The 18,868-nt window shown below is 68.1% G+C and carries 18 protein-coding genes; 7 read left to right on the top strand and 11 right to left on the bottom strand.

Translation table 11 applies throughout. The features are described 5' to 3' along the window. The first annotated feature begins 29 nt into the window (after positions 1–29). The 7 genes from AC3IPP_RS06295 to AC3IPP_RS06265 all read left to right on the top strand — a co-directional run bounded on the left by AC3IPP_RS06295 (position 30) and on the right by AC3IPP_RS06265 (position 8,520). Positions 30–2,522: an LPS-assembly protein LptD gene (locus AC3IPP_RS06295; RefSeq protein WP_489150753.1), complete on the top strand. Its 2,493-nt coding sequence runs from the start codon at positions 30–32 to the stop codon at positions 2,520–2,522. Positions 2,523–2,634: 112 nt separating this feature from the next. Continuing rightward, positions 2,635–3,996, top strand: a complete 1,362-nt coding sequence (locus AC3IPP_RS06290; RefSeq protein WP_489150752.1) for a peptidylprolyl isomerase — start codon at positions 2,635–2,637, stop codon at positions 3,994–3,996. Then, positions 3,993–5,012: a 4-hydroxythreonine-4-phosphate dehydrogenase PdxA gene (gene pdxA, locus AC3IPP_RS06285; protein ID WP_489150751.1), complete on the top strand. Its 1,020-nt coding sequence runs from the start codon at positions 3,993–3,995 to the stop codon at positions 5,010–5,012. Before AC3IPP_RS06290 ends, pdxA begins: the two co-directional genes overlap by 4 nt. Positions 5,013–5,072: 60 nt before the next feature. Continuing rightward, on the top strand, positions 5,073–5,486 hold the full coding sequence (locus AC3IPP_RS06280) for an endonuclease domain-containing protein (RefSeq protein ID WP_489177451.1): 414 nt from the start codon (positions 5,073–5,075) through the stop codon (positions 5,484–5,486). After that, positions 5,483–6,289, top strand: a complete 807-nt coding sequence (gene rsmA, locus AC3IPP_RS06275) for a 16S rRNA (adenine(1518)-N(6)/adenine(1519)-N(6))-dimethyltransferase RsmA (protein WP_489150749.1) — start codon at positions 5,483–5,485, stop codon at positions 6,287–6,289. The genes AC3IPP_RS06280 and rsmA overlap by 4 nt, the downstream gene beginning before the upstream one ends. Continuing rightward, positions 6,286–7,443: a pyridoxal phosphate-dependent aminotransferase gene (locus tag AC3IPP_RS06270; protein WP_489150748.1), complete on the top strand. Its 1,158-nt coding sequence runs from the start codon at positions 6,286–6,288 to the stop codon at positions 7,441–7,443. The genes rsmA and AC3IPP_RS06270 overlap by 4 nt, the downstream gene beginning before the upstream one ends. Positions 7,444–7,479: 36 nt before the next feature. Continuing rightward, complete coding sequence (locus tag AC3IPP_RS06265; protein WP_489150747.1) at positions 7,480–8,520, top strand: L,D-transpeptidase family protein; 1,041 nt, start codon at positions 7,480–7,482, stop codon at positions 8,518–8,520. On the opposite strand, the gene AC3IPP_RS06260 is transcribed toward AC3IPP_RS06265, so the two are convergent. From AC3IPP_RS06260 to AC3IPP_RS06210, 11 genes are all read right to left on the bottom strand, one after another. Beyond that, positions 8,517–8,969, bottom strand: a complete 453-nt coding sequence (locus tag AC3IPP_RS06260; protein WP_489150746.1) for a nucleoside deaminase — start codon at positions 8,967–8,969, stop codon at positions 8,517–8,519. The two genes, AC3IPP_RS06265 and AC3IPP_RS06260, sit on opposite strands and share 4 nt — an antisense overlap. Positions 8,970–8,974: 5 nt before the next feature. Next, on the bottom strand, positions 8,975–9,616 hold the full coding sequence (gene gmk / locus AC3IPP_RS06255) for a guanylate kinase (RefSeq protein ID WP_087139212.1): 642 nt from the start codon (positions 9,614–9,616) through the stop codon (positions 8,975–8,977). Next, entirely contained in the window at positions 9,606–10,493 is an 888-nt protein-coding gene (locus AC3IPP_RS06250) for a YicC/YloC family endoribonuclease (RefSeq protein WP_489150745.1), read from the bottom strand. The genes gmk and AC3IPP_RS06250 overlap by 11 nt, the downstream gene beginning before the upstream one ends. Beyond that, complete coding sequence (gene mltG / locus AC3IPP_RS06245) at positions 10,490–11,686, bottom strand: endolytic transglycosylase MltG (RefSeq protein ID WP_489150744.1); 1,197 nt, start codon at positions 11,684–11,686, stop codon at positions 10,490–10,492. The genes AC3IPP_RS06250 and mltG overlap by 4 nt, the downstream gene beginning before the upstream one ends. 1 nt (position 11,687) lies before the next feature. Next, complete coding sequence (gene fabF, locus AC3IPP_RS06240; protein WP_489150743.1) at positions 11,688–12,968, bottom strand: beta-ketoacyl-ACP synthase II; 1,281 nt, start codon at positions 12,966–12,968, stop codon at positions 11,688–11,690. A gap of 118 nt (positions 12,969–13,086) precedes the next feature. Beyond that, on the bottom strand, positions 13,087–13,326 hold the full coding sequence (locus tag AC3IPP_RS06235; protein ID WP_003165440.1) for an acyl carrier protein: 240 nt from the start codon (positions 13,324–13,326) through the stop codon (positions 13,087–13,089). A 185-nt stretch (positions 13,327–13,511) separates the two neighbouring features. Further along, complete coding sequence (gene fabG / locus AC3IPP_RS06230) at positions 13,512–14,252, bottom strand: 3-oxoacyl-[acyl-carrier-protein] reductase (protein WP_489150742.1); 741 nt, start codon at positions 14,250–14,252, stop codon at positions 13,512–13,514. 17 nt (positions 14,253–14,269) lie between these two features. Next, the gene (gene fabD, locus AC3IPP_RS06225) at positions 14,270–15,214 is read right to left on the bottom strand and encodes an ACP S-malonyltransferase (RefSeq protein ID WP_489150741.1); all 945 of its coding nucleotides are present in this window, start codon (positions 15,212–15,214) and stop codon (positions 14,270–14,272) included. A 216-nt stretch (positions 15,215–15,430) separates the two neighbouring features. Next, a complete protein-coding gene (locus tag AC3IPP_RS06220) occupies positions 15,431–15,799 on the bottom strand; it encodes a hypothetical protein (protein WP_087139218.1) in 369 nt (122 codons plus the stop codon). A 77-nt stretch (positions 15,800–15,876) separates the two neighbouring features. Continuing rightward, entirely contained in the window at positions 15,877–17,319 is a 1,443-nt protein-coding gene (locus AC3IPP_RS06215) for a purple acid phosphatase family protein (RefSeq protein WP_489150740.1), read from the bottom strand. Between the two features lie 102 nt (positions 17,320–17,421). Next, a complete protein-coding gene (locus tag AC3IPP_RS06210; protein ID WP_489150739.1) occupies positions 17,422–18,705 on the bottom strand; it encodes an Nramp family divalent metal transporter in 1,284 nt (427 codons plus the stop codon). Positions 18,706–18,868: the final 163 nt, after the last annotated feature.

Genomic DNA, 18,868 nt, shown 5'->3' with positions numbered 1-18,868 from the left:
CCGCCCGGCCGGTAATGAGTGGACACCGCATGACCCATCGCCGTCTCCCCCGCATGGGAGCCCTGCGCCTTCGGCTGCTGACCGGCGCGGCGTTGGTCATAGGCGCGCCCCTGTCTCAGCTGGCGTTCGCCCAGGTCGCCCAGGCCCAGGAGACCCCCGCCTCTGCTTCGGCGCAGCCGGCGACCGCAACGCCTCAATCCACGCCCCAAACGCCGGGCGCCGACGGCCTGACGCCCGATGCCGTCTTCGTCGATGCGGATTCGGCTCAGCGCCAGGGCGACGTCGTCTCGGCCCAGGGTTCGCCCGAGGATCGGGTCATGGCCCGGTTCCAGGACCACAGCCTGCGCGCCCAGGACGTCACCTATGACCTGCAAAGCCGGATCGCCACGGCCTCGGGCGGCGCAGAACTGACGGCGCCGGACGGCTCGGTCGTTCACGCCGAGCGCATCGAACTGGATTCTGACCTCAAGGCGGGCGTGGCCGTCGACCTGGCCACGCGCCTGTCGAACGGCTCCAGCCTGATGGCCGCCACCGCCGTCCGCCGTTCCGAAACGGTCAGCGAGCTGAACCGCGTCATCTTCACCCCCTGCCCCATCTGCACCGTGGACGGCGCGGCCAAGACGCCCAGCGTCTCCATCCAGGCCTCCAAGGCGGTGCAGAACGAAGAACTGCGCGCGATCCTGTATCGTGACGTGGTGTTCCGCCTGGGCGGGGTGCCGATCTTCTACCTGCCGGCCTTCTCGCACCCCGATCCGACGGTGGACCGAGCCTCGGGCTTCCTTGTGCCGTGGGGCGACTATCAGGCCGGTCGGGGCGTCTCGCTCGAACTTCCCTATCTGCACGTCATCTCGCCATCGGAAGACGTGCTGGTCAGCCCGCAGTTCAACACCAAGGTCGCCCCCCTGCTGAACCTGCAATGGCGCAAGCGGTTCGCGGACGGCATGATCGTGGCGCGCGGCGGCGCCACCTATGGCCGCAGCTTCGGCGACTTCGACCTGGACGGCGACGGCGATGCGGAAAGCAACGTCCGCTTCGGCGACACGACGGCCCGCAGCTATCTGCTGGCCCATGGTGCCTTCGATCCCGACGGTCCGTGGCGCTGGGGCTTTACGGCCGAGCGCGTGTCGGACAAGACCCTGTTCGACCGCTACGACGTGCGCGACGCCTATCAGGACAACGGTCTCTATTACGGCGACAGCCGCCGCCTGATCAGCCAGATCTACGCCGAACGTCAGACCGAGCGCTCCTATCTGTCGGTCGCGGCCTTCACCATGCAGAGTCTGCGGGTGGCCCAGTTCGATCCCGTCACCCCGGCCCTGAACGTCTTCGAGGACGACAAGACCCTGCCTCTGGTGGCGCCCCTGATCGAGGCGCGGTGGGAGCCGGAAGGCCCTGTCTTCGGCGGTCGCCTGCGCCTGCGCGGTTCGGCCGTGGCCCTGACCCGCGACGCCTATGTCGGCTTCCCCACCCTGGCGCCTGAGCTGATTCCAGGCGGCCCGACCGACGGCCTGCCCGGCGTCGACAGCCGCCGCGTCACCGGCCAGGCGGAATGGCGCCGGGCGATGATCTCGCCCATCGGCGTGCGCTGGGAGCCGTTCGTGGACCTGCGCGCCGACGTCTATTCGGTAGACGACCTGCCGCCCTCCATGGGGGTCGAGAACGAGACCTACACCCGCGCGCGCGCCAGCGCCGGCGTCGACGTCAGCTACCCCCTGTATCGTCGCCTCAGCGCCTCGTCCGACCTGATCCTGGAGCCGATGGGCCAGGTATCGATCTCCAACAAGGCGGACCTGGATCGGCGCATTCCGAACGAGGACAGCCAGATCACGGAACTGGACCACCTGTCCCTGTTCCGCATGGACCGCTTCCCCGGCTACGACCTGTTGGAAGGCGGTCTGCGCTTCACCGCGGGCGTTCGCGCCACCTTGCGCTGGGACGAGACGCGTTCGGCCAGCCTGTTCATCGGCCGCAGCATGCGCGCCGACGATCAGGACGAATATCTGACGCCGATCCCGGACGATCCGACGCGCCTCTACGACCCCTCGGGTCTGGCCAGCCGGACTTCGGACTGGGTAGTTCAGGGGTCGTTCAATCCCTCGGATCGCATGCGCGGCTGGTTCCATGCCACCATCGACGGCAATGGCGAAATTCGCCGCGCCGAGACGACCGTAGACGGCCGCTGGGGACGCCGAAATCTGGCCAGCCTGAGCTATATCGTGGACCGCTCGAACCCCTTGGACGGACCGGAAAACCGCAACTACGAGTTCGTCCAGCTCTCCGGCCACCAGTTCATCTACGGCAACTGGGGCGTCGCGGTGACGGGCATCGCCGACCTGGAGCGCGATATCGTCACCCGATCGGAGGTCGGCCTTCTGTTTGACGACGACTGCTTCCGCATCGAGCTGGGCTGGCGTCGCGACAACACGCGCGTCCGGCCGACCGGCCCGGCGGAAGGCGTTTACATCCGTCTTAACCTCGCCACTTTTGGGTCTTCAGGCTATGATCGCAATGATATGCGGTAGGCAGGGCGCGCATTGCGGCGTAGTGGGACGTGCGCCCTGGCGCTGTGGCGCGGCCAACGCCGCCGACCGGCTCGGGACCGCTTTAGGGAATCAGGACTGATCGATGGGTTTGATGCGTTACTCTACGGGAGCCGCCCTGGCCGCCCTTATGGTCGTGGCCGCCGTGGAGCCTTCCTCGGCGCAGACCGCGTCTGCGCCCGCCGCCCAGGCTGCTCCCCAGGTTCCGGCCGCAGGCGCGCTGAACCCCGCCGCTGAGGAAGCGCCCCAGCGCGTCGCCCCAGCGCCGCAGTTCCGCCTGTCCGACGGCATCATCGCCACGGTCAACGACCGCATCATCACCGGCTTCGACCTGCGCCAGCGAATGCTGGTGCTGATGGCCATGACCCAGGTGCAGCCGACCGAAGAAACCATCGCCGCCATCCAGCAACAGGCGCTGAACGACCTGATCGATCAGCACCTGCAGGCCGCCGAACTGGCCAAGTTCGAGCAGCTCAAGATCGGCGACGCCGAAGTCGATCAGGAAATCGCCGACATGGCCCGCCAGGCGGGCACGACCCCGGCCAGCTACATCAGCTTCCTGGAACAGGGCGGCATCAGCATCCCCGCCTTCCGTGAACAGATGCGTACCGAGATCGGCTGGCGCGAACTGGTCGGCGGCCGTTTCCGCGACCGCGCCCGTGTCGGCAAGAGCCAGGTCGATCAGACCATGCGCCAGATGACCGAATCGGCGACCAAGCCTCAATATCTGATCGGCGAAATCTACCTGGAGGCCGCCCGCGTCGGCGGCATGCAGGAGGCCGTGAACGGCGCGCGGCAGCTGGTTCAGCAGATGATCCAGGGCGCCCCCTTCATGGCCGTGGCCCGACAGTTCTCGGCCGCCCCTTCGGCCGCCCGCGGCGGCGACGCCGGCTGGGTGGTTCAGGGCACGGTCCAGCCTGCGCTGCAAACGGTCATGGACACGCTGGAAGCCGGCCAATTGTCGAACCCCATCCCGGTCGATGGCGGCGTCTACATCCTCTACATGCGCGACAAGCGTTCGGGCGCATCGACCAGCATGGTCAAGATGAAGCAGGTCATGGTCGAGCTGCCCGAGACCGCCGACGAAGCCCAGGTCGCCGCCGCGACTCAGCGCCTCGAGGCCCTGCGCGGCCAGCTGACGTGCGACAACATCCTGACCCGCGCGCGTTCGGAACCGGGCCTGCTGGGCGCCGATCTGGGCGAGAGCGACGTCGCGGACCTGTTGCCGCAGTTCCAGCAGGTCGCCCGCTCGGCCGAAATCGGCTCGGTCAGCACGGCGGTCCGCACCCCGCTGGGCGTCCACCTGCTGGCCGTCTGTGATCGGCGCCTGGGCGGCCCTGACGCCCCCTCGGCGCAACAGGTCGAAGCCCGCCTGCAGAACCAAAACTACGCCATGCTGGGCCGCCGCTACCTGCGCGACCTGCGGGCCGACGCCCTGATCGAAATCAAACAATGACGATGATCCGGCCGCTCATCGTTACGATGGGCGACCCCGCCGGGGTGGGGCCGGAAATCATCGCGCGCGCCTGGTCGGTGCTGGGCTCCGCGCCCGGCCCGCTGGCGCCGGTCGTGCCCTTCGTCGTCGTCGGCGACGCCGATGTTCTGAAGGCGCAGGGCCAGCCGGTCGAGGCTGTCATCAACCCGGCTGACGCCGCCGGCGTCTTCAGCCGCGCCATCCCCGTCCTGCATCATCCAGCCCCCGCATCCGTGACGGCGGGTCAGCCTGAGCCCGCCAACGCCGTCGCTGTGGCCGACTGGATCGAACGCGGCGTCGACCTGGTGCTGTCAGGCGAAGGCTGCGGGCTAGTGACGGCCCCCATCGCCAAGGCGCCTATGTACGCCTCCGGCTTCCGCTTTCCGGGCCACACCGAGTTCATCGCCGAACTGACCGCCGACGTCCCGTTCAGCGGCACGCGCGGCCCGGTGATGATGCTGACGGCGCAGAACCTGCGCGCCTGCCTCGTCACCATCCATGTGCCGATCGACCAGCTGCCCGAACTGGTGACGGGCGAGCGCGTCGCCCGCGTCGCCCGCGTCGTCCACGAATCGATGAAGCGCGATTTCGGCATCGCCGCCCCGCGCCTGGCCATGGCCGCGCTGAACCCCCACGCGGGCGAAGGCGGCGCCATCGGCCTGCAGGAGGCGACGGTTCTGCGTCCCGCCGCCGAAGCCCTGCGCGCCGAGGGGCTGAACATCACCGATCCCCTGCCCGCCGACACCCTGTTCCATGAGGAAGCGCGGGCGCGCTACGACGCCGTCGTCTGCCTCTATCACGATCAGGCGCTGATCCCGGTGAAGACGCTGGACTTCTGGGGCGGGGTCAACGCCACCCTCGGCCTGCCCATCGTCCGCACCTCGCCCGACCACGGCACCGGCTTCGACATCGCGGGCAAGGGCGTCGCCCGCGCCGACAGCTTCATCGCCGCCGTCCGCCTGGCTTCCGAGATGGCGTCCGCGCGCGCCAACCGATAGCCTTCTCCCCTCGGGGGAGAAGGTGGGCGCCTTAGGCGCTCGGATGAGGGGCGGCCAGCCATGTGGCAGACGCCAGACAGGACGAAGCGCGCCCGTCGACAGCGCCGGGCCCTCACCCACGCCGAAGAAATATTTTGGCGGATCGTCCGCGACCGCCGCTTCGATAATCTCAAGTTTCGCCGACAGACGCCTGTCTGCGGCGTGATCTGCGACTTCGCCTGCACGGAAATTCGACTCGTCGTAGAACTGGACGGCGGCGTCCATAAGCTTCATGAGGCACGGGATGCTGAACGTGACGCCAGACTGGAGCAGGCGGAATTCATGGTGCTGAGATCGGGCAATGAGGCCTTCCTGTCCGACCCCAACGTCCTGCTGGGTGCGATCCGCCTTCGTGCGTCGCAGATGCGGACGCAGCCCCCTCATCCGTCTCGCTCCGCGAGCCACCTTCTCCCCCGAGGGGAGAAGGGCGAATGACCTTGCCCTCCCTACGTGAAACGCTCGACGCCCACGGCCTGTCGGCCAAGAAGAGCTTCGGCCAGCACTTCCTGCTGGACCTGAACGTCACGCGAAAAATCGTCCGCTACGCCGGGCCATTCGACGGCCGCGCCGTCATCGAGGTCGGCCCCGGCCCCGGCGGCCTGACCCGCGCCCTGCTGGAGAGCGATACAGGCAAGGTGGTGCTGGTCGAAAAAGATCCGCGCTTCATCCCCTTGCTGTCCGAACTCGACGACGGCTCGGGCCGTCTGAGCATCGTCGAGGCCGACGCCCTGAAGGTGAAAGAGGCCGAACTGGTCGAGGGACCGGCGCATCTGGTCTCCAACCTGCCCTACAACGTTGGCACCCCGCTGCTGATCAAATGGCTGACGGGGCCGTGGACGCCCTGCGCCCTGACACTGATGTTCCAGAAGGAAGTCGCCGAGCGCGTGGTGGCCCAGCCGGGCGAGGACGCCTATGGCCGCCTGGCCGTCATCACCCAGGCCGTGGCCGAGGCGCGCATCGTCATGCACCTGCCCGCCGCCGCCTTCACCCCGCCGCCCAAGGTGGCCTCGGCCGTGGTGCATCTGATACCCTTGGCCGAGCGCCCCGCCCCCGACCGTCTGAAGCGGCTGGAACGGGTCACGGCGGCCGCCTTTGGCCAGCGTCGCAAGATGCTGCGCTCCAGCCTGAAACAACTCGGCGGCGCCGCCCTGTGCGAAGCCGCTGGAATCGAACCCGACGCCCGCGCCGAGACCATCGACGTGGCGGGCTTCCTCAGATTGGCCGATGCTTTGACATGACAGTAGAAATCGAACCCTTCCGCGCCATCGCCATCAGCCGCATCGCCCATGCGATGAAGGCCGAAGGTCAATCGGTCATCCACATGGAGTTCGGCCAGCCGTCGACCGGAGCCCCCGCCCCCGCCATCGCAGAGGCGCACCGCATCCTGGACGCCGAAGCGGGCGGCTACTGGGAAAGCCCCTTGCTGCGCGCCCGCGTGGCCAAGCTGTACAAGGACCGCTACGGCGTCGTCATCGACCCCGAGCGCGTCATCATGACCGCCGGCGCCTCGCCCGCCCTGGTGGTGGCGTTGAACATGCGATTCGCACCCGGCGACCGGGTGGCCATCGCGCGTCCTGGCTATGTCGCCTATCGCAACACGATGAAGGCCCTGCACATCGTCCCGCAGGAGATCGACTGCGGCCCCGACGTGCGCTTCCAGCTGACCGCCAAGGCCCTGCGCGATCTGGACCCGGCGCCGCAGGGCGTCATCATCGCCAGCCCCGCCAACCCGACCGGCACCGTCATCGCCGAGAACGAGCTGAAGGCCATCGTCGAGGTCTGCCGCGAGCGCAACATCAGCATCATCTCGGACGAGATTTATCACGGCATCACCTACGGCCACGACACGCCCTGCATGCTGCAGTTCGACGACAAGGCCATGATCGTAAACAGCTTCTCCAAATACTGGAGCATGGCGGGCTGGCGCCTGGGCTGGCTGATCCTGCCGGAAGAAGAGGTCCAGCAGGCCCGCGCGCGCATGGGCAACATGTTCCTGACGCCGCCGACGCTCAGCCAGTTCGCAGGTCTGGCCGCCATGGACTGCGAAGAAGAGCTGGAAGCCAACATCGACGTCTATCGCGCCAACCGCGAGCTGATGCTGGAAGCCCTGCCCGCCATGGGCCTGCGCTCGATCGCTCCGCCGGACGGCGCCTTCTACATCTATGCTGATATCGGCCACCTGACGAACGACAGCATGGCCTTCTGCGAGACCCTGGTGCGTGAGACGGGCGTGGCGACGGCGCCGGGCGTGGACTTCGACCCGGTCAACGGCAACCGCTTCATCCGCTTCAGCTTCGCCGTCTCGACGCCCGAGATCGAGGACGCCCTGGCGCGCATGAAGCCCTTCTTCGCCGCCCGCACGGAAGCCGCGCAGGAACAGCAGACAGCCTAGGAGCGTTCGACAAGCCCCGGAACCTTCGGAGCTTTCATGTCGAAATCACGCCTCGCCGTCTCGGCCCTGCCCTTCGTCCTGGCCGCCCTCACGGCCTGCGGATCACCGGCCGAGACGCCGAAGCCCGAACAGCCGACGGCCGCAGAAGCCGTCGCCTCGCCCATGACCCGCGAGGCGGTCGAGACCGCTGTGTTCGAGACCGTCGTCGCCCCCGTCGAGGGTCAGCCCGCGCGGCCTGACGCAGCGACGGCGCGCGCCCAGATCCTGCTGGACCGCGCCAACTTCTCGCCCGGCGTGATCGACGGCCTGGGCGGCGACAACACCCGCCAGGCCATCGCGGCCTTCGAAAAGGCCGCCGGCTTGCCTCAGGACGGCGTGCTGGACGCCGAGGTCTTCCGCCGCCTGACCGCCGGCGATAACGGCCGCGTTCTGACCGACTACACGATCACCGCCGCTGACCTGGCGGGCCCTTTCATCGGCCAGGTTCCGACCAATCTGACCGACATGACCAGGCTCCAGACCGTCGGCTACGCCACGCCGCTGGAGATGCTGGCCGAGAAGTTCCACATGACCGAGGGCCTGTTGCAGGCGCTCAACCCCGGCGTCGACTTCGGCAAGGCGGGCCAGACCATCGTCGTCGCCGCCGTGGCCCAGACCGAGCTGGCGGGCGACGTGGCCCACATCGTCGTGGACAAGGCGGAGCGGTCGGTGCGGGTCTATGACGAGGCGGACAGGCTGCTGGCCTTTTATCCGGCCACCATCGGCAGTTCGGCGCGCCCGGCGCCCTCGGGCGATCTGACCGTCGTCGGCGTCGCGCCAGAGCCGAACTATACCTACGATCCGGACCGGGTCAGCTACGACCGGGGCGACCGCAAGGTCATCGTGCCGCCGGGACCGAACAATCCGGTCGGCTCGGTGTGGATCGACCTGTCGCGCGACACCTACGGCATCCACGGCACGCCGGACCCGTCCAAGGTCGGCAAGACCTTTTCCAGCGGCTGCGTCCGCCTGACCAACTGGGACGCCGAACAACTGGCCTCCAAGGTCAAGCCGGGCGTGCGCGTGACCTTCCGCTAGTCGGCGTAAAGATCGGCCGCCGTTCGTCCCGGCACATCCAGTTGCGTCAACGGCAACGGCGGCGGGTCCAGCGTCACGCCCAGCGCCTGATAGGTCGCCGCACTGGAGAAGCCGTAGGGCTCGGCGTCCGCATTGCTGAAGGCGTAGTAGACGGCGCTGACCCGCGTCATCACCGCCGCCGCCAGACACATGGGGCACGGATGGCCGCTGGCGTAGAGCACCGCGCCCGACAGATCGACGCCGCCCAGCGCCGGCCCCGCCTGACGCAGGGCCTCCATCTCAGCGTGTGAACTGGGATCGTTCGTCGCCAGCATCCGGTTGACGCCGCTGGCGATCAGGGCGCCGTCCTTGACCAGAACCGCGCCGAACGGCCGACCGCCCGCCCTGACGTTGTCCAGCGCCAGATCAACGGCCTGGACCAGCCAGCGGCGGTGCTCGGCGTCGCTCATGGTCTTCAGACCACTTCCTTCATCAGCGCGCTCTTATAGGCTTCGACCCACAGGTTGCGGTGACGGCGGCTGCGCTCGGCGTGATAGATGTGAGCCAGCTCGGCGTAAGAGCGGTCGAAGTCCTCATTGACCAGCACATAATCGAACTCGTCGCAGTGCTCGATCTCGCCCTTGGCGTTGGCGACGCGACGCTCGATCACATCTTCGGCGTCCTGCGAGCGCGTCACCAGGCGGCGGCGCAGTTCCTCCAGGCTCGGCGGCATGACGAAGACACGCACGGCGTCGCCGGGGCATTTCTCGGCCACGTCGCGGGCGCCCTGCCAGTCGATGTCGAACAGAACGTCGCGCCCCTCGGCCAGGGCGCGGTCGACAGGCGCGCGCGGCGAGCCGTAGCGATTGCCGTGCACGTCGGCCCATTCCAGGAAGGCGTCGGCGTCGATCAGACGCTGGAACTCCTCATGGGTGACGAAGTGATAGTCGCGGCCGTCCACCTCGCCCGGACGGATGCCGCGGGTGGTCATGGAGACCGACAGCTCCAACCCCTTGTGGTCGGCCATCAGGCGGCGGCACAGCGAGGTCTTTCCGGCCCCCGACGGACTGGCCACGATCAGCAGGACGCCACGGCGGGGGGTGCGGTTATTCGACATTCTGAACTTGTTCTCGAAGCTGCTCGATGACGGCCTTCAACTCCAGGCCGATTCCGGTGAGCGCGGTCGTAGCGGATTTCGAACAGAGGGTGTTCGCCTCGCGCATGAATTCCTGCATCAGGAAGTCGAGTTTTCGACCGGCGGGGGGTTGCTGCAACAGTGCGCGGGCCGAGGCGACGTGGGCCGTCAGCCGGTCCAGCTCCTCGCGCACGTCTGCCTTAGTGGCTAGGGCGGCCGCCTCGAGGAAGACGCGCTCGTCCAGACCGGGCGCATCAGGCGCCAGTTCGCTGATGCGTCGCGTGAAGCGTTCGCGGATGGCCTCGACCTGAGCCGACGCCTCAAGCTCGGCGCGTGCGACCAGGGCCTCGATGGTCCCGACGAAGTCGTGGATCACCGGCGTCAGCTGTTCGCCTTCGTGCTGACGCGACTCCTTCAGCGCATCCAGCGCCTGTTCGACCGTGGCGGCCATGGCGGCCTCAAGGGCGGCGCGGGCTTCCACGTCCTCGTCCTCTTCGGCGACCTCGATGACACCGCGCAGGGCCAGCAGGCCGTCAGCCGAGGGCGGCGTCGCCCCCTCCTCCGCCAACTGGTTCGCCAGCCGCAGATAGGTCGTCAGCACCGCCTCATTGACGCGCGGCGCGGGCTCCATGCCCTCGGCGCGCTTGGCCTGAAGACCCAGCGTCACCTGCCCCCGATTCAGCCGCGCCTGAGCCGCCGCCTTGGCCAGTCGCTCCAGATTGTCGAAGCCGTGCGGGCCGCGATAGCGCGTCTCCAGCGAGCGGCCGTTGACCGAGCGCGCCTCGACCGTCCAGGTCCAGCCGTCCAGCGCCCCGTCCGCCCGGCCGAAGCCGGTCATGCCCGAGATCGAGTTGCTCATCGTCCGGCCTCCGTCGGCACCCGAATGACCTTGGCGCCCGGCGGGATGGCGATGGCCGGGCCGGCCGCTTCATCCGTCATCGGCGCGGGCGAAGTCTCCGGCGCGGTTTCGCCCGCCGCCAGACCGGCCTTGCGGCGCTCGATCTCGCGCCAGCGCGCCACGTTCAGCAGATGCTCCTGATAGGTGCGGGCGAAGACGTGACCGCCCGTGCCGTCGGCGACGAAGAAGACGTATTCCGAGCGCGGCGGGTTCAGCACGGCCTTCAGCGCCTCCTCGCCCGGATTGGCGATCGGCGTCGGCGGCAGGCCGTCGATCAGATAGGTGTTCCACGGCGTCGGATTGCGCAGCTCGGACAACAGGATGCCGCGTCCCAGCGGCCGCCCCTTGGTCACGCCGTAGACGATGGTCGGATCGCTCTCCAGCCGCATCCCCAGCCGCAGGCGGTTGGTGAAGACGGCCGCTACCTCGGGCCGTTCAGAGGCGATGCCCGTCTCCTTCTCGACGATGGAGGCCAAAATGACCGCCTCTTCCGGCGTCGTGACCACCGTGGCGGGCGAGCGGGCGGCCCACAGCGTCTCCAGCTTGGTCTTGGCGGCGCGCTGCATCCGGGCGACGACGGCGGCGCGGGTCTCGCCGCGCGTGACCTCATAGGTTTCGGGCCACAGGCTGCCCTCGGGCGGAACCTCGACCTCGCCGGTCAGGACCGGCTGCTTCATCAGGATGTCGACCGCCTGGGCGCTGGACCAGCCCTCGGGCAGGGTCACGTAGTGGCGTACCGCCTTGCCGTCGACCAGCAGGCCCACCACCGTCGCCAAAGAAGCGCCCGACGGCACCTCATACTCGCCCGCGCGGATCTTGCGGTCGGCGCCGGTCAGGCTGATCGCTGCGCGGAACAGGTCGGTGGAGCGGATCACCCCCGCCGATTTCAGATTGGCCGCAATGGCCGGAACGCCTGCCCCGGATGGCAGGGTGACGACCGTCGCCTCGCCTTCCGCCGCCTTAGGCCCCGGTCCCCAGTAGATGGCCCAGAACGCCACCAGAGCCGCGACCAGGAACAGGCCCAGCGTCCCGGCGGCGGTGATCAGACCGACGCCGAGACCGGAACGCCCCGCCCCGCCCCCGCCGCCCTTTTTCGGAACGCGCGACTTGGGAATGCGAACCTTGGGGGTGCGGGGGGACGGAGCCTTGGCCAAATCAGTCGACCTTCTTGAAGATCACGGCCGCATTGGTGCCGCCGAAACCGAAGCTGTTGGACATGGCGACATCGATCTTCTTGGCCTTGCCCTTGTGGGGGATCAGGTCGATCGGCGTCTCCATCTCCGGGTCGTCCAGATTGATGGTCGGCGGCGCCATCTGGTCGCGGATGGCCAGCACCGAGAAGATGCTCTCGATCGCCCCGGCGGCGCCCAGCAGGTGGCCCGTCATCGACTTGGTGGACGACACGGCCAGATCCTTGGCGTGATCGCCGACCAGACGCTCAACCGCCTTCAGCTCGATCCAGTCGGCCATGGTCGAGGTGCCGTGAGTGTTGACGTAGTCGAGGTCTGAGGGCTGCATCCCGGCGCGTTTCAGCGCCGCCTTCATGGCCCGCAGGCCGCCGTCGCCGTCTTCCGACGGGGCGGTGATGTGATAGGCGTCGCCGCTCATGCCGTAGCCGACGACCTCGGCGTAGATTTTGGCGCCGCGCGCCTTGGCGTGTTCGTATTCTTCCAGAACCATGACGCCCGCGCCCTCGCCCATGACGAAGCCCGCATGGCCGCGATCATAGGGACGCGAGGCCTTCTCCGGCGTGTCGTTATAGGCGGTGCACAGCGCCTTGCAGGCCAGGAAGCCCGCGATGCCGATCGGCACGACCGAGCTTTCGGCGCCGCCCGCCACCATGACGTCGGCGTCGCCCAGGGCGATCATCCGGGCCGCGTCGCCGATGGCGTGGGCGCCCGTGGCGCAGGCCGTGACGACCGAGTGGTTCGGGCCCTTCAGGCCGTGGCGGATCGAAATCTGGCCGGACGCCAGGTTGATCAGGGCCGAAGGGATGAAGAAGGGGCTGACCCGGCGCGGACCCTGTTCCTTCAGGATGATGGCTGTGTCGGCGATGGGGCCCAGGCCGCCGATGCCCGAACCGACCATGACGCCGGTCGCTTCCTTGTCGTCTTCCGATTCCGGCTTCCAGTTCGCGTCGGCCAGCGCCTCGTCCGCCGCTGCGATGGCGTACAGGATGAAGTCGTCGACACGCTTGCGGTCCTTGGCCGACATCACCTGATCGGGGTCGAAGACGCCCGGCTGACCGGCCTCGCCGCCGCCGCGTCCGTCGACGCTGGGGACTTCGCCCGCGATGGTGCAGCCGTAGCCTTCGGTGTCGAAGGCGGTGATGGGACGGATGCCCGAACGACCGTCCAGAATGCCTTTCCAGACGTGCTCGACGCCCGAGCCCAGCGGAGTGACCAGGCCCAGGCCCGTGATGACGACGCGGCGCATGGTTCGCGCTCCTTCTTGGTCAGAATCGTAGCCAGAAACACTAATGGCCGCCGGACGGTCCCGCTAGGGGTCCGTCACGGCGGCCATCAGCTGGTAAGTGCGACGAATCGCAGCCGGATCAGGCGGCCAGCTTCTCGTCGATGAACTTCACCGCGTCGCCGACGGTCTGGATGTGCTCGGCGGCGTCATCCGGGATTTCGACGTCGAATTCTTCTTCGAAGGCCATGACCAGTTCGACGTTGTCGAGCGAGTCGGCGCCCAGGTCGTCGATGAAGGAAGCCTTCTCGGTGACCTTGTCCGGATCGGCGTCCAGGTGGTCGATCACGATCTTGCGGACGCGTTCGAGGGTGTCGGACATGAGTGTCTCTCTGCCTGTTTGAAATCGCCGTGAAGGCGGGTCTTGGGTTGTTTCGCCGTGTCACGGCTGCCTGCCGGGATCAAGCCTCAATGAGACTCACCCCCGAAAGACGTTCGTGCCCTTTAGCACAGGGTGACGGCGTGGAAATAGTCTGTTGCGCGTCGTGATGACGCCGCGCAACAGGTTCAGATCATCGCCATGCCGCCGTTGACGTGCAGGGTCTGGCCGGTGACGTAGGCCGCTTCATCCGACGACAGATAGACGGCGGCCGAGGCGATTTCGTCGCCTGCGCCCAGGCGTCCGGCCGGAATCTTCGACAGAATGGCGTCGCGCTGCTGGTCGTTCAGCACGTCGGTCATCGGCGAGGCGATGAAGCCCGGCGCGATGCAGTTGACCGTGATCCCGCGCGAGCCGACTTCCTGGGCCAGCGACTTGGAGAAGCCGATCATCCCGGCCTTGGAGGCGGAATAGTTGGTCTGGCCGGGGTTGCCCGTGACGCCGACCACCGAGGTGACGCCGATGATGCGGCCCGAACGGCGCTTCATCATCCCCTTCACCGCCGCGCGGGTCAGGCGGAAATAGGACTCCAGGTTGATCTGGATGACCGACTGGAAGTCCTCGTCCTTCATCCGCATCAGCAGGCCGTCCTTGGTGATGCCCGCGTTGGCGACCAGGATGTCCAGCGGAGCGCCCGCCGCCGTCTCGGCCGCGTTCACCAGATTGTCGACCGATTCCGGGTCCGACAGGTTCGCCGTGGCGAAGTGCGCGCGCTCGCCCAGTTCTTTGGCCAGATCGGCCAGCACGGCTTCACGCGTGCCGGACAGGACGACGGTCGCCCCTTGCGCGTGCAGGGCGCGAGCGATGGCCCCGCCGATGCCGCCGGTGGCGCCGGTCACGAGGGCGGTCTTGCCGGTAAGGTTGAACATGGTTTCTTCCTATCTGTTCAGAGCGACTTGGCGAAGGCTTCCAGCTCTTCAGCCGTGTTCAGCGCCAGAGCCTCGGCATCGGGGGCGATGCGCTTGGCCATGCCGGTCAGCACCTTGCCCGAGCCGACCTCGACGAAGCGGGTCACGCCGCCTTCCGAAGCCATCCACTCCATGCTCTCGCGCCAGCGCACGCGGCCCGTCACCTGCTCGACCAGCAGGCGGCGGATGACCTCGGCATCGGTTTCCGGGCGGGCGGTGACGTTGGCGACCACCGAAACAGCGGGCGCAACAATCTTCGCATCGGCCAGAGCGGCCGCCATCTCGTCGGCGGCAGGCTGCATCAGCGGGCAATGGAAGGGCGCCGAGACGTTCAGCGGAATGGCGCGCGCGCCCAGTTCCTTGGCCTTTTCGATAGCCAGGTCCACGGCGGCCTTGTCGCCCGAGATGACGACGTTGCCCTTGTTGTTGTCGTTGGCGACGACGCAGACGCCTGCGGCCGAACCGGCCTTGGCCGCTTCTTCAGCCAACGCCAGGTCGGTCTTGGGGCCGATCAGCGAAGCCATCGCGCCCTTGCCCACCGGCACGGCGCGCTGCATGGCCTGACCGCGCAGCTTCAGCAGGCGCGCGGTGTCCGACAGGCTGATCGCGCCCGCCGCGGCCAGAGCCGAATATTCGCCCAGCGAGTGACCGGCAACGAAGGCGGCGCGCGCCACGTCGACGCCGAACTCGGCCTTCAGCACCCGCGCCGTGGCGACCGACACGGCCATCAGGGCCGGCTGGGCGTTCTCGGTCAGGGTCAGCTGATCTTCCGGCCCTTCACGCATCAGCTCGAACAGCTTCTGGTTCAGGGCGTCGTCCACCTCGGCGAAGACCTCGCGCGCGCTGGCGAAGGCCTCCGACAGGGCGACGCCCATGCCCACCGACTGGCTGCCCTGACCGGGAAAGAGAAGCGCGAGGCTCATCCGGGATCGTCCGTCATCCGTTGAATCAAGCCGCGAGGGGTAGGCGAATCCCTCCCCTACGGCAAGAAGGACGCCGCCGCTTTACCCCCGCTCATCCCGACGGACGCCGGGCTCCAGTGCTTTGACTGCAAGGTGCTGAGGCCGACAGGACATGGCTCAGGCCGGCGTTCTCACTGGATCCCGGTGCAAGCCCAGCGGCGCTGGACCCTGTCTCGATCAGCTGCTCGCGGCCGGCATGGGACGGAACTGCATCACCACCTTGCCTCGTCCGCTGAGGTCGAAGCCGCCATTGTCGCCCACAGGCGCTTCATCCATGCAGACCTCGCGCGGGCGCGCCGTATCATTCAGGCAGAACTGCCCGTCGGCGCGACGCCAGGTTCCTTCACGCGCCACCGGACCGCCGGGTTCCGACATGGTGAAGGAGCCGTCGGCCTTCAGATCGACGTCGACTGCCGTCCCGTCCATCATCGTGACCTTGTAGGCTCCGCTAGGAGAGCGACCTTGATCGTTCTGACTTTTGGCCGGGTTGCCGCAAGCGGCCAGAGCGACGAAGGCGGCCATGCAGGCCAGGGTGGTGATACGCATAAATCCCCCTTGAGCGTTAAGGCGACGAGCGTCGCCGTTGATCAAGCCAATGCCGCTGTTCGCGTCGAAGTTCCCCGTTAGTCCTTGATCTCCGCCGTGCAGGGGCGGTCGTCCGGCCCGGCCGCGCCGTCGCAACGGCGCAGGGCCAGCAGGGTGTCCTCGGTCTCGATCAGCCGCTTCGTCCCATCGGCCTGCCGCACCAGCGTGAAGGCGTCATACAGCCCGCCCGTCGCCGTGAAAGCGCGGAACGACAGGCGGTCGGCCTCGACGTCGATCAGCTGATACAGTTCGGTGTTCTCGGCCGCACGCACCGGCTGCGTATCCGCCCGGTCGTTCAGCCCGTACATCTTGGAGCCGGTGACGGAGACGACATAGACCGGCCCCTGCGGACGGCCCGCCGCGCTGTCGGCGCGCGACGCCTCGGCCCCGGCGGGATTGGAGACGCGGCCGTAGCAATGGTCATGTCCCTGCAGCACCAGATCGATGTTGCGGGCGTCGAAGATCGGTTTCCAGGCGGCCTTCAGCGCTTCGGTGTCCTGCGGCCGGGCGCAGGTATAGATCGGCTGGTGGAACAGGGCGACGTTCCAGCGCGCCGGGCTTTCGGCCAGTACACGGTCCAGCCAGCGCGTCTGGCTTTCCCCGGCGCCCAGATCAATAGCCGCCGTGCCGTCCAGCACGATGAAGCGCACGCCCTGATAATCGACGTAGTAGCTGGTCGCCTTCGCCCCCTCGGCGCCGTTGTCCGGCAGGGCGAACTGCAACGGCCAGTGTGGGCCGAGAACGCGCGATTCTTCGCCGTTCGGCAGCACATGGTCGACGTATTCATGGTTGCCGCTGGCGGGCAGTTGCGGCGTCATGGCGAAGGCGCGGCCGCCCGCCTCGGTCCATTCGCCCCATTCGTCGTCGTGAACCTTGACCTCGCGTTGGGCCACCAGATCGCCTGCGTGGACGACCAGAGCCGCCGGACCGGCTTCCTTGAAGGCCGAACGGATCACGCGCGAGCCGATCTCCAGAATGTCGTTCTGCGTGTCGCCCAGATAGATGAAGCGGAACGGCGCGAACTCGGCTTTCGCCGTGCGGAACGGCAGCCACTCGCTCCAGCCGTCGGCCGCGCGCACGCGATAGACATAGCGCGTGTCCGGCTTCAGCCCGTCGAAGCGCGCCTGATGATAGAGGGCGCGCCCGTTCTCGTTCTCGATCGGCGCCGTGGTCCCGGCCACGGTGCGGGCGGCGAAGCCCAGCAGAGGGCCGTCGATCTCCTCGGCGATCTGGGCCTCGGCGGCGGTCTGGCGCGTGTCGGTGCGCCAGGCGACGGCGGCGCCGCGCGCGGCGTCGGCGGCGGGGCTCAACACGATACGGTCGGCCCAGCCCTTGGCCGCCCAGCGGCCGTTCGGCGCGTGCAGCGGCGGCGGCAGCGGATCGGGGTCCGGCGGCGCGACGACCTGAGCCATCGAGGGCGCGGCGGCCAGCAGGGCGGCGGCGGCCAAGGCGGCGGCCTGAGCAGCGACGGACAGCTTCATGATGATGTTTCCCCGAACCTCACGTGGTTGAGGGCGAGGCCTAACGGCCCAATGCGACGGTTCGCCGGGGCTTTTGTGAAACTCCTGCGAGGAATAGGCCGCCTACGATGGGATCAGGCCCAGCAGCTCCTTGCCCGCCAGCACGGCGAACAGCAGGGCCGCCGCTCCCAGCAACAGGTTGGAAATCCAGCCGCTGCGCCATTCCTGCGGGGTCCGCGAACTGTTCAGCAGCCACAACAACGTCCCGGCCAGGAAGGGCATGAACAGGCTGCCCAGCACCCCATATGCGACAATCAGCCCGAACGGCCGATCCATGAACAGCAGCAACATCGGCGGGAAGGTCAGCCACAGGGCGTAGGCGCGGAACGCCCGGCTCTTGTCGCCGCGCGCCTTCGGATCGTCCGAGCGGCCGCGCACATGGGCGGTGAAGTCCGCGAACATCAGGCTGACGCCCTGCCACACGCCCAGCAGGCTGGAGAAGCTGGTGGCCCAGAAGCCGACCAGGAACAGGATGGAGATCGGCCGCCCGAACCGCTCACGCAGCACCTGATCCAGGTCCAGCAGGCCCCGGTCGCCGCCCTGCAAGGCGATGCCCGCGCTATAGAGCAGCTCGGCCCCGACGATCAGCATGGCGACGACGAAGACGCCGGTGACGAGATAGGCCACCCGGTTGTCCAGCCGCATGACCGCCATCCAGCCCGGCCCCTTCCAGCCCTTGGCGTTCAGCCAATAGCCATAGGCCGCCATGGTGATGGTGCCCCCCACCCCGCCGATCAGACCCAGCGTATAGAAGGCCGACCCTTCGGGCAGGCTCGGCCACAGGCCGGTCAGCAATTCCGGCAGATTGGGCGTGACGATCACGGCCAGGCCCACGACGGTGACGAACATCACCCCGACGCAGGCCGTCATCACCTTCTCGAACAGGCCGTAACCGCCGAACCAGACGAAGATCAGCCCGGCGACCCCGCTCAGCATCCCCCAGGCCTTCAGGTCCAGCACGGGGAACAGCGCCGCCAGCGGCAGGGCCGTCGAGGTCATGGCCGCCGCCCCATAGACGAAGCCCCACACCACCACATAGACGCCGAAATAAAGCCCGGCCCAGTTCAACCGCCCGTCCAGCCAGCCGCCGCCCAGACGCGACCGCCCCAGGCTGGACCAGCCCTCGAACATCGTCCGCTCGCTGGACAGGGTCCACCGGCCCACGGCCTCGGCCAGGGCGATCTTCAGCACGGTTCCGATGACGGCGGCCCACAGCAGGGCGTAGCCGAAGCGCGATCCGGCGATCAGGGTAGCCACCAGGTCGCCCGCGCCCACCCCGGTCGCGGCCACCACGATTCCCGGCCCGATCAGCGACCAGCGGTTCCTCGGCGTCGGCGTTTGCGTCATCCTGAAGGCTCCGGTTACGTGAGCCGCAACCGTGCCGCGCTTCGCCGCTGCTGCCAATCGCCGGCGCAAAGGCCGCCGCGCCTTGCCCTGACGGGGTTTTTCCCGTATAGGCGCGCCCTTTCCAGGGCTTCGGTCCTGCTGCGGAACGTCAAAGGGTCGGGAA

It is taken from the genome of Brevundimonas sp. KH_060 (genome assembly GCF_057838275.1).
This window is presented reverse-complemented; position numbering and strand designations above follow the sequence as displayed.

What these genes read in the sequence shown, in the direction of transcription:
- AC3IPP_RS06295 (WP_489150753.1), top strand. Translation starts at nt 30, where the DNA reads ATGACCCATCGCCGTCTCCCCCGCATGGGAGCCCTGCGCCTTCGGCTG.
- AC3IPP_RS06290 (WP_489150752.1), top strand. Translation starts at nt 2,635, where the DNA reads ATGCGTTACTCTACGGGAGCCGCCCTGGCCGCCCTTATGGTCGTGGCC.
- pdxA (WP_489150751.1), top strand. Translation starts at nt 3,993, where the DNA reads ATGACGATGATCCGGCCGCTCATCGTTACGATGGGCGACCCCGCCGGG.
- AC3IPP_RS06280 (WP_489177451.1), top strand. Translation starts at nt 5,073, where the DNA reads ATGTGGCAGACGCCAGACAGGACGAAGCGCGCCCGTCGACAGCGCCGG.
- rsmA (WP_489150749.1), top strand. Translation starts at nt 5,483, where the DNA reads ATGACCTTGCCCTCCCTACGTGAAACGCTCGACGCCCACGGCCTGTCG.
- AC3IPP_RS06270 (WP_489150748.1), top strand. Translation starts at nt 6,286, where the DNA reads ATGACAGTAGAAATCGAACCCTTCCGCGCCATCGCCATCAGCCGCATC.
- AC3IPP_RS06265 (WP_489150747.1), top strand. Translation starts at nt 7,480, where the DNA reads ATGTCGAAATCACGCCTCGCCGTCTCGGCCCTGCCCTTCGTCCTGGCC.
- AC3IPP_RS06260 (WP_489150746.1), bottom strand. Translation starts at nt 8,969, where the DNA reads ATGAGCGACGCCGAGCACCGCCGCTGGCTGGTCCAGGCCGTTGATCTG.
- gmk (WP_087139212.1), bottom strand. Translation starts at nt 9,616, where the DNA reads ATGTCGAATAACCGCACCCCCCGCCGTGGCGTCCTGCTGATCGTGGCC.
- AC3IPP_RS06250 (WP_489150745.1), bottom strand. Translation starts at nt 10,493, where the DNA reads ATGAGCAACTCGATCTCGGGCATGACCGGCTTCGGCCGGGCGGACGGG.
- fabF (WP_489150743.1), bottom strand. Translation starts at nt 12,968, where the DNA reads ATGCGCCGCGTCGTCATCACGGGCCTGGGCCTGGTCACTCCGCTGGGC.
- AC3IPP_RS06235 (WP_003165440.1), bottom strand. Translation starts at nt 13,326, where the DNA reads ATGTCCGACACCCTCGAACGCGTCCGCAAGATCGTGATCGACCACCTG.
- fabG (WP_489150742.1), bottom strand. Translation starts at nt 14,252, where the DNA reads ATGTTCAACCTTACCGGCAAGACCGCCCTCGTGACCGGCGCCACCGGC.
- fabD (WP_489150741.1), bottom strand. Translation starts at nt 15,214, where the DNA reads ATGAGCCTCGCGCTTCTCTTTCCCGGTCAGGGCAGCCAGTCGGTGGGC.
- AC3IPP_RS06220 (WP_087139218.1), bottom strand. Translation starts at nt 15,799, where the DNA reads ATGCGTATCACCACCCTGGCCTGCATGGCCGCCTTCGTCGCTCTGGCC.
- AC3IPP_RS06215 (WP_489150740.1), bottom strand. Translation starts at nt 17,319, where the DNA reads ATGAAGCTGTCCGTCGCTGCTCAGGCCGCCGCCTTGGCCGCCGCCGCC.
- AC3IPP_RS06210 (WP_489150739.1), bottom strand. Translation starts at nt 18,705, where the DNA reads ATGACGCAAACGCCGACGCCGAGGAACCGCTGGTCGCTGATCGGGCCG.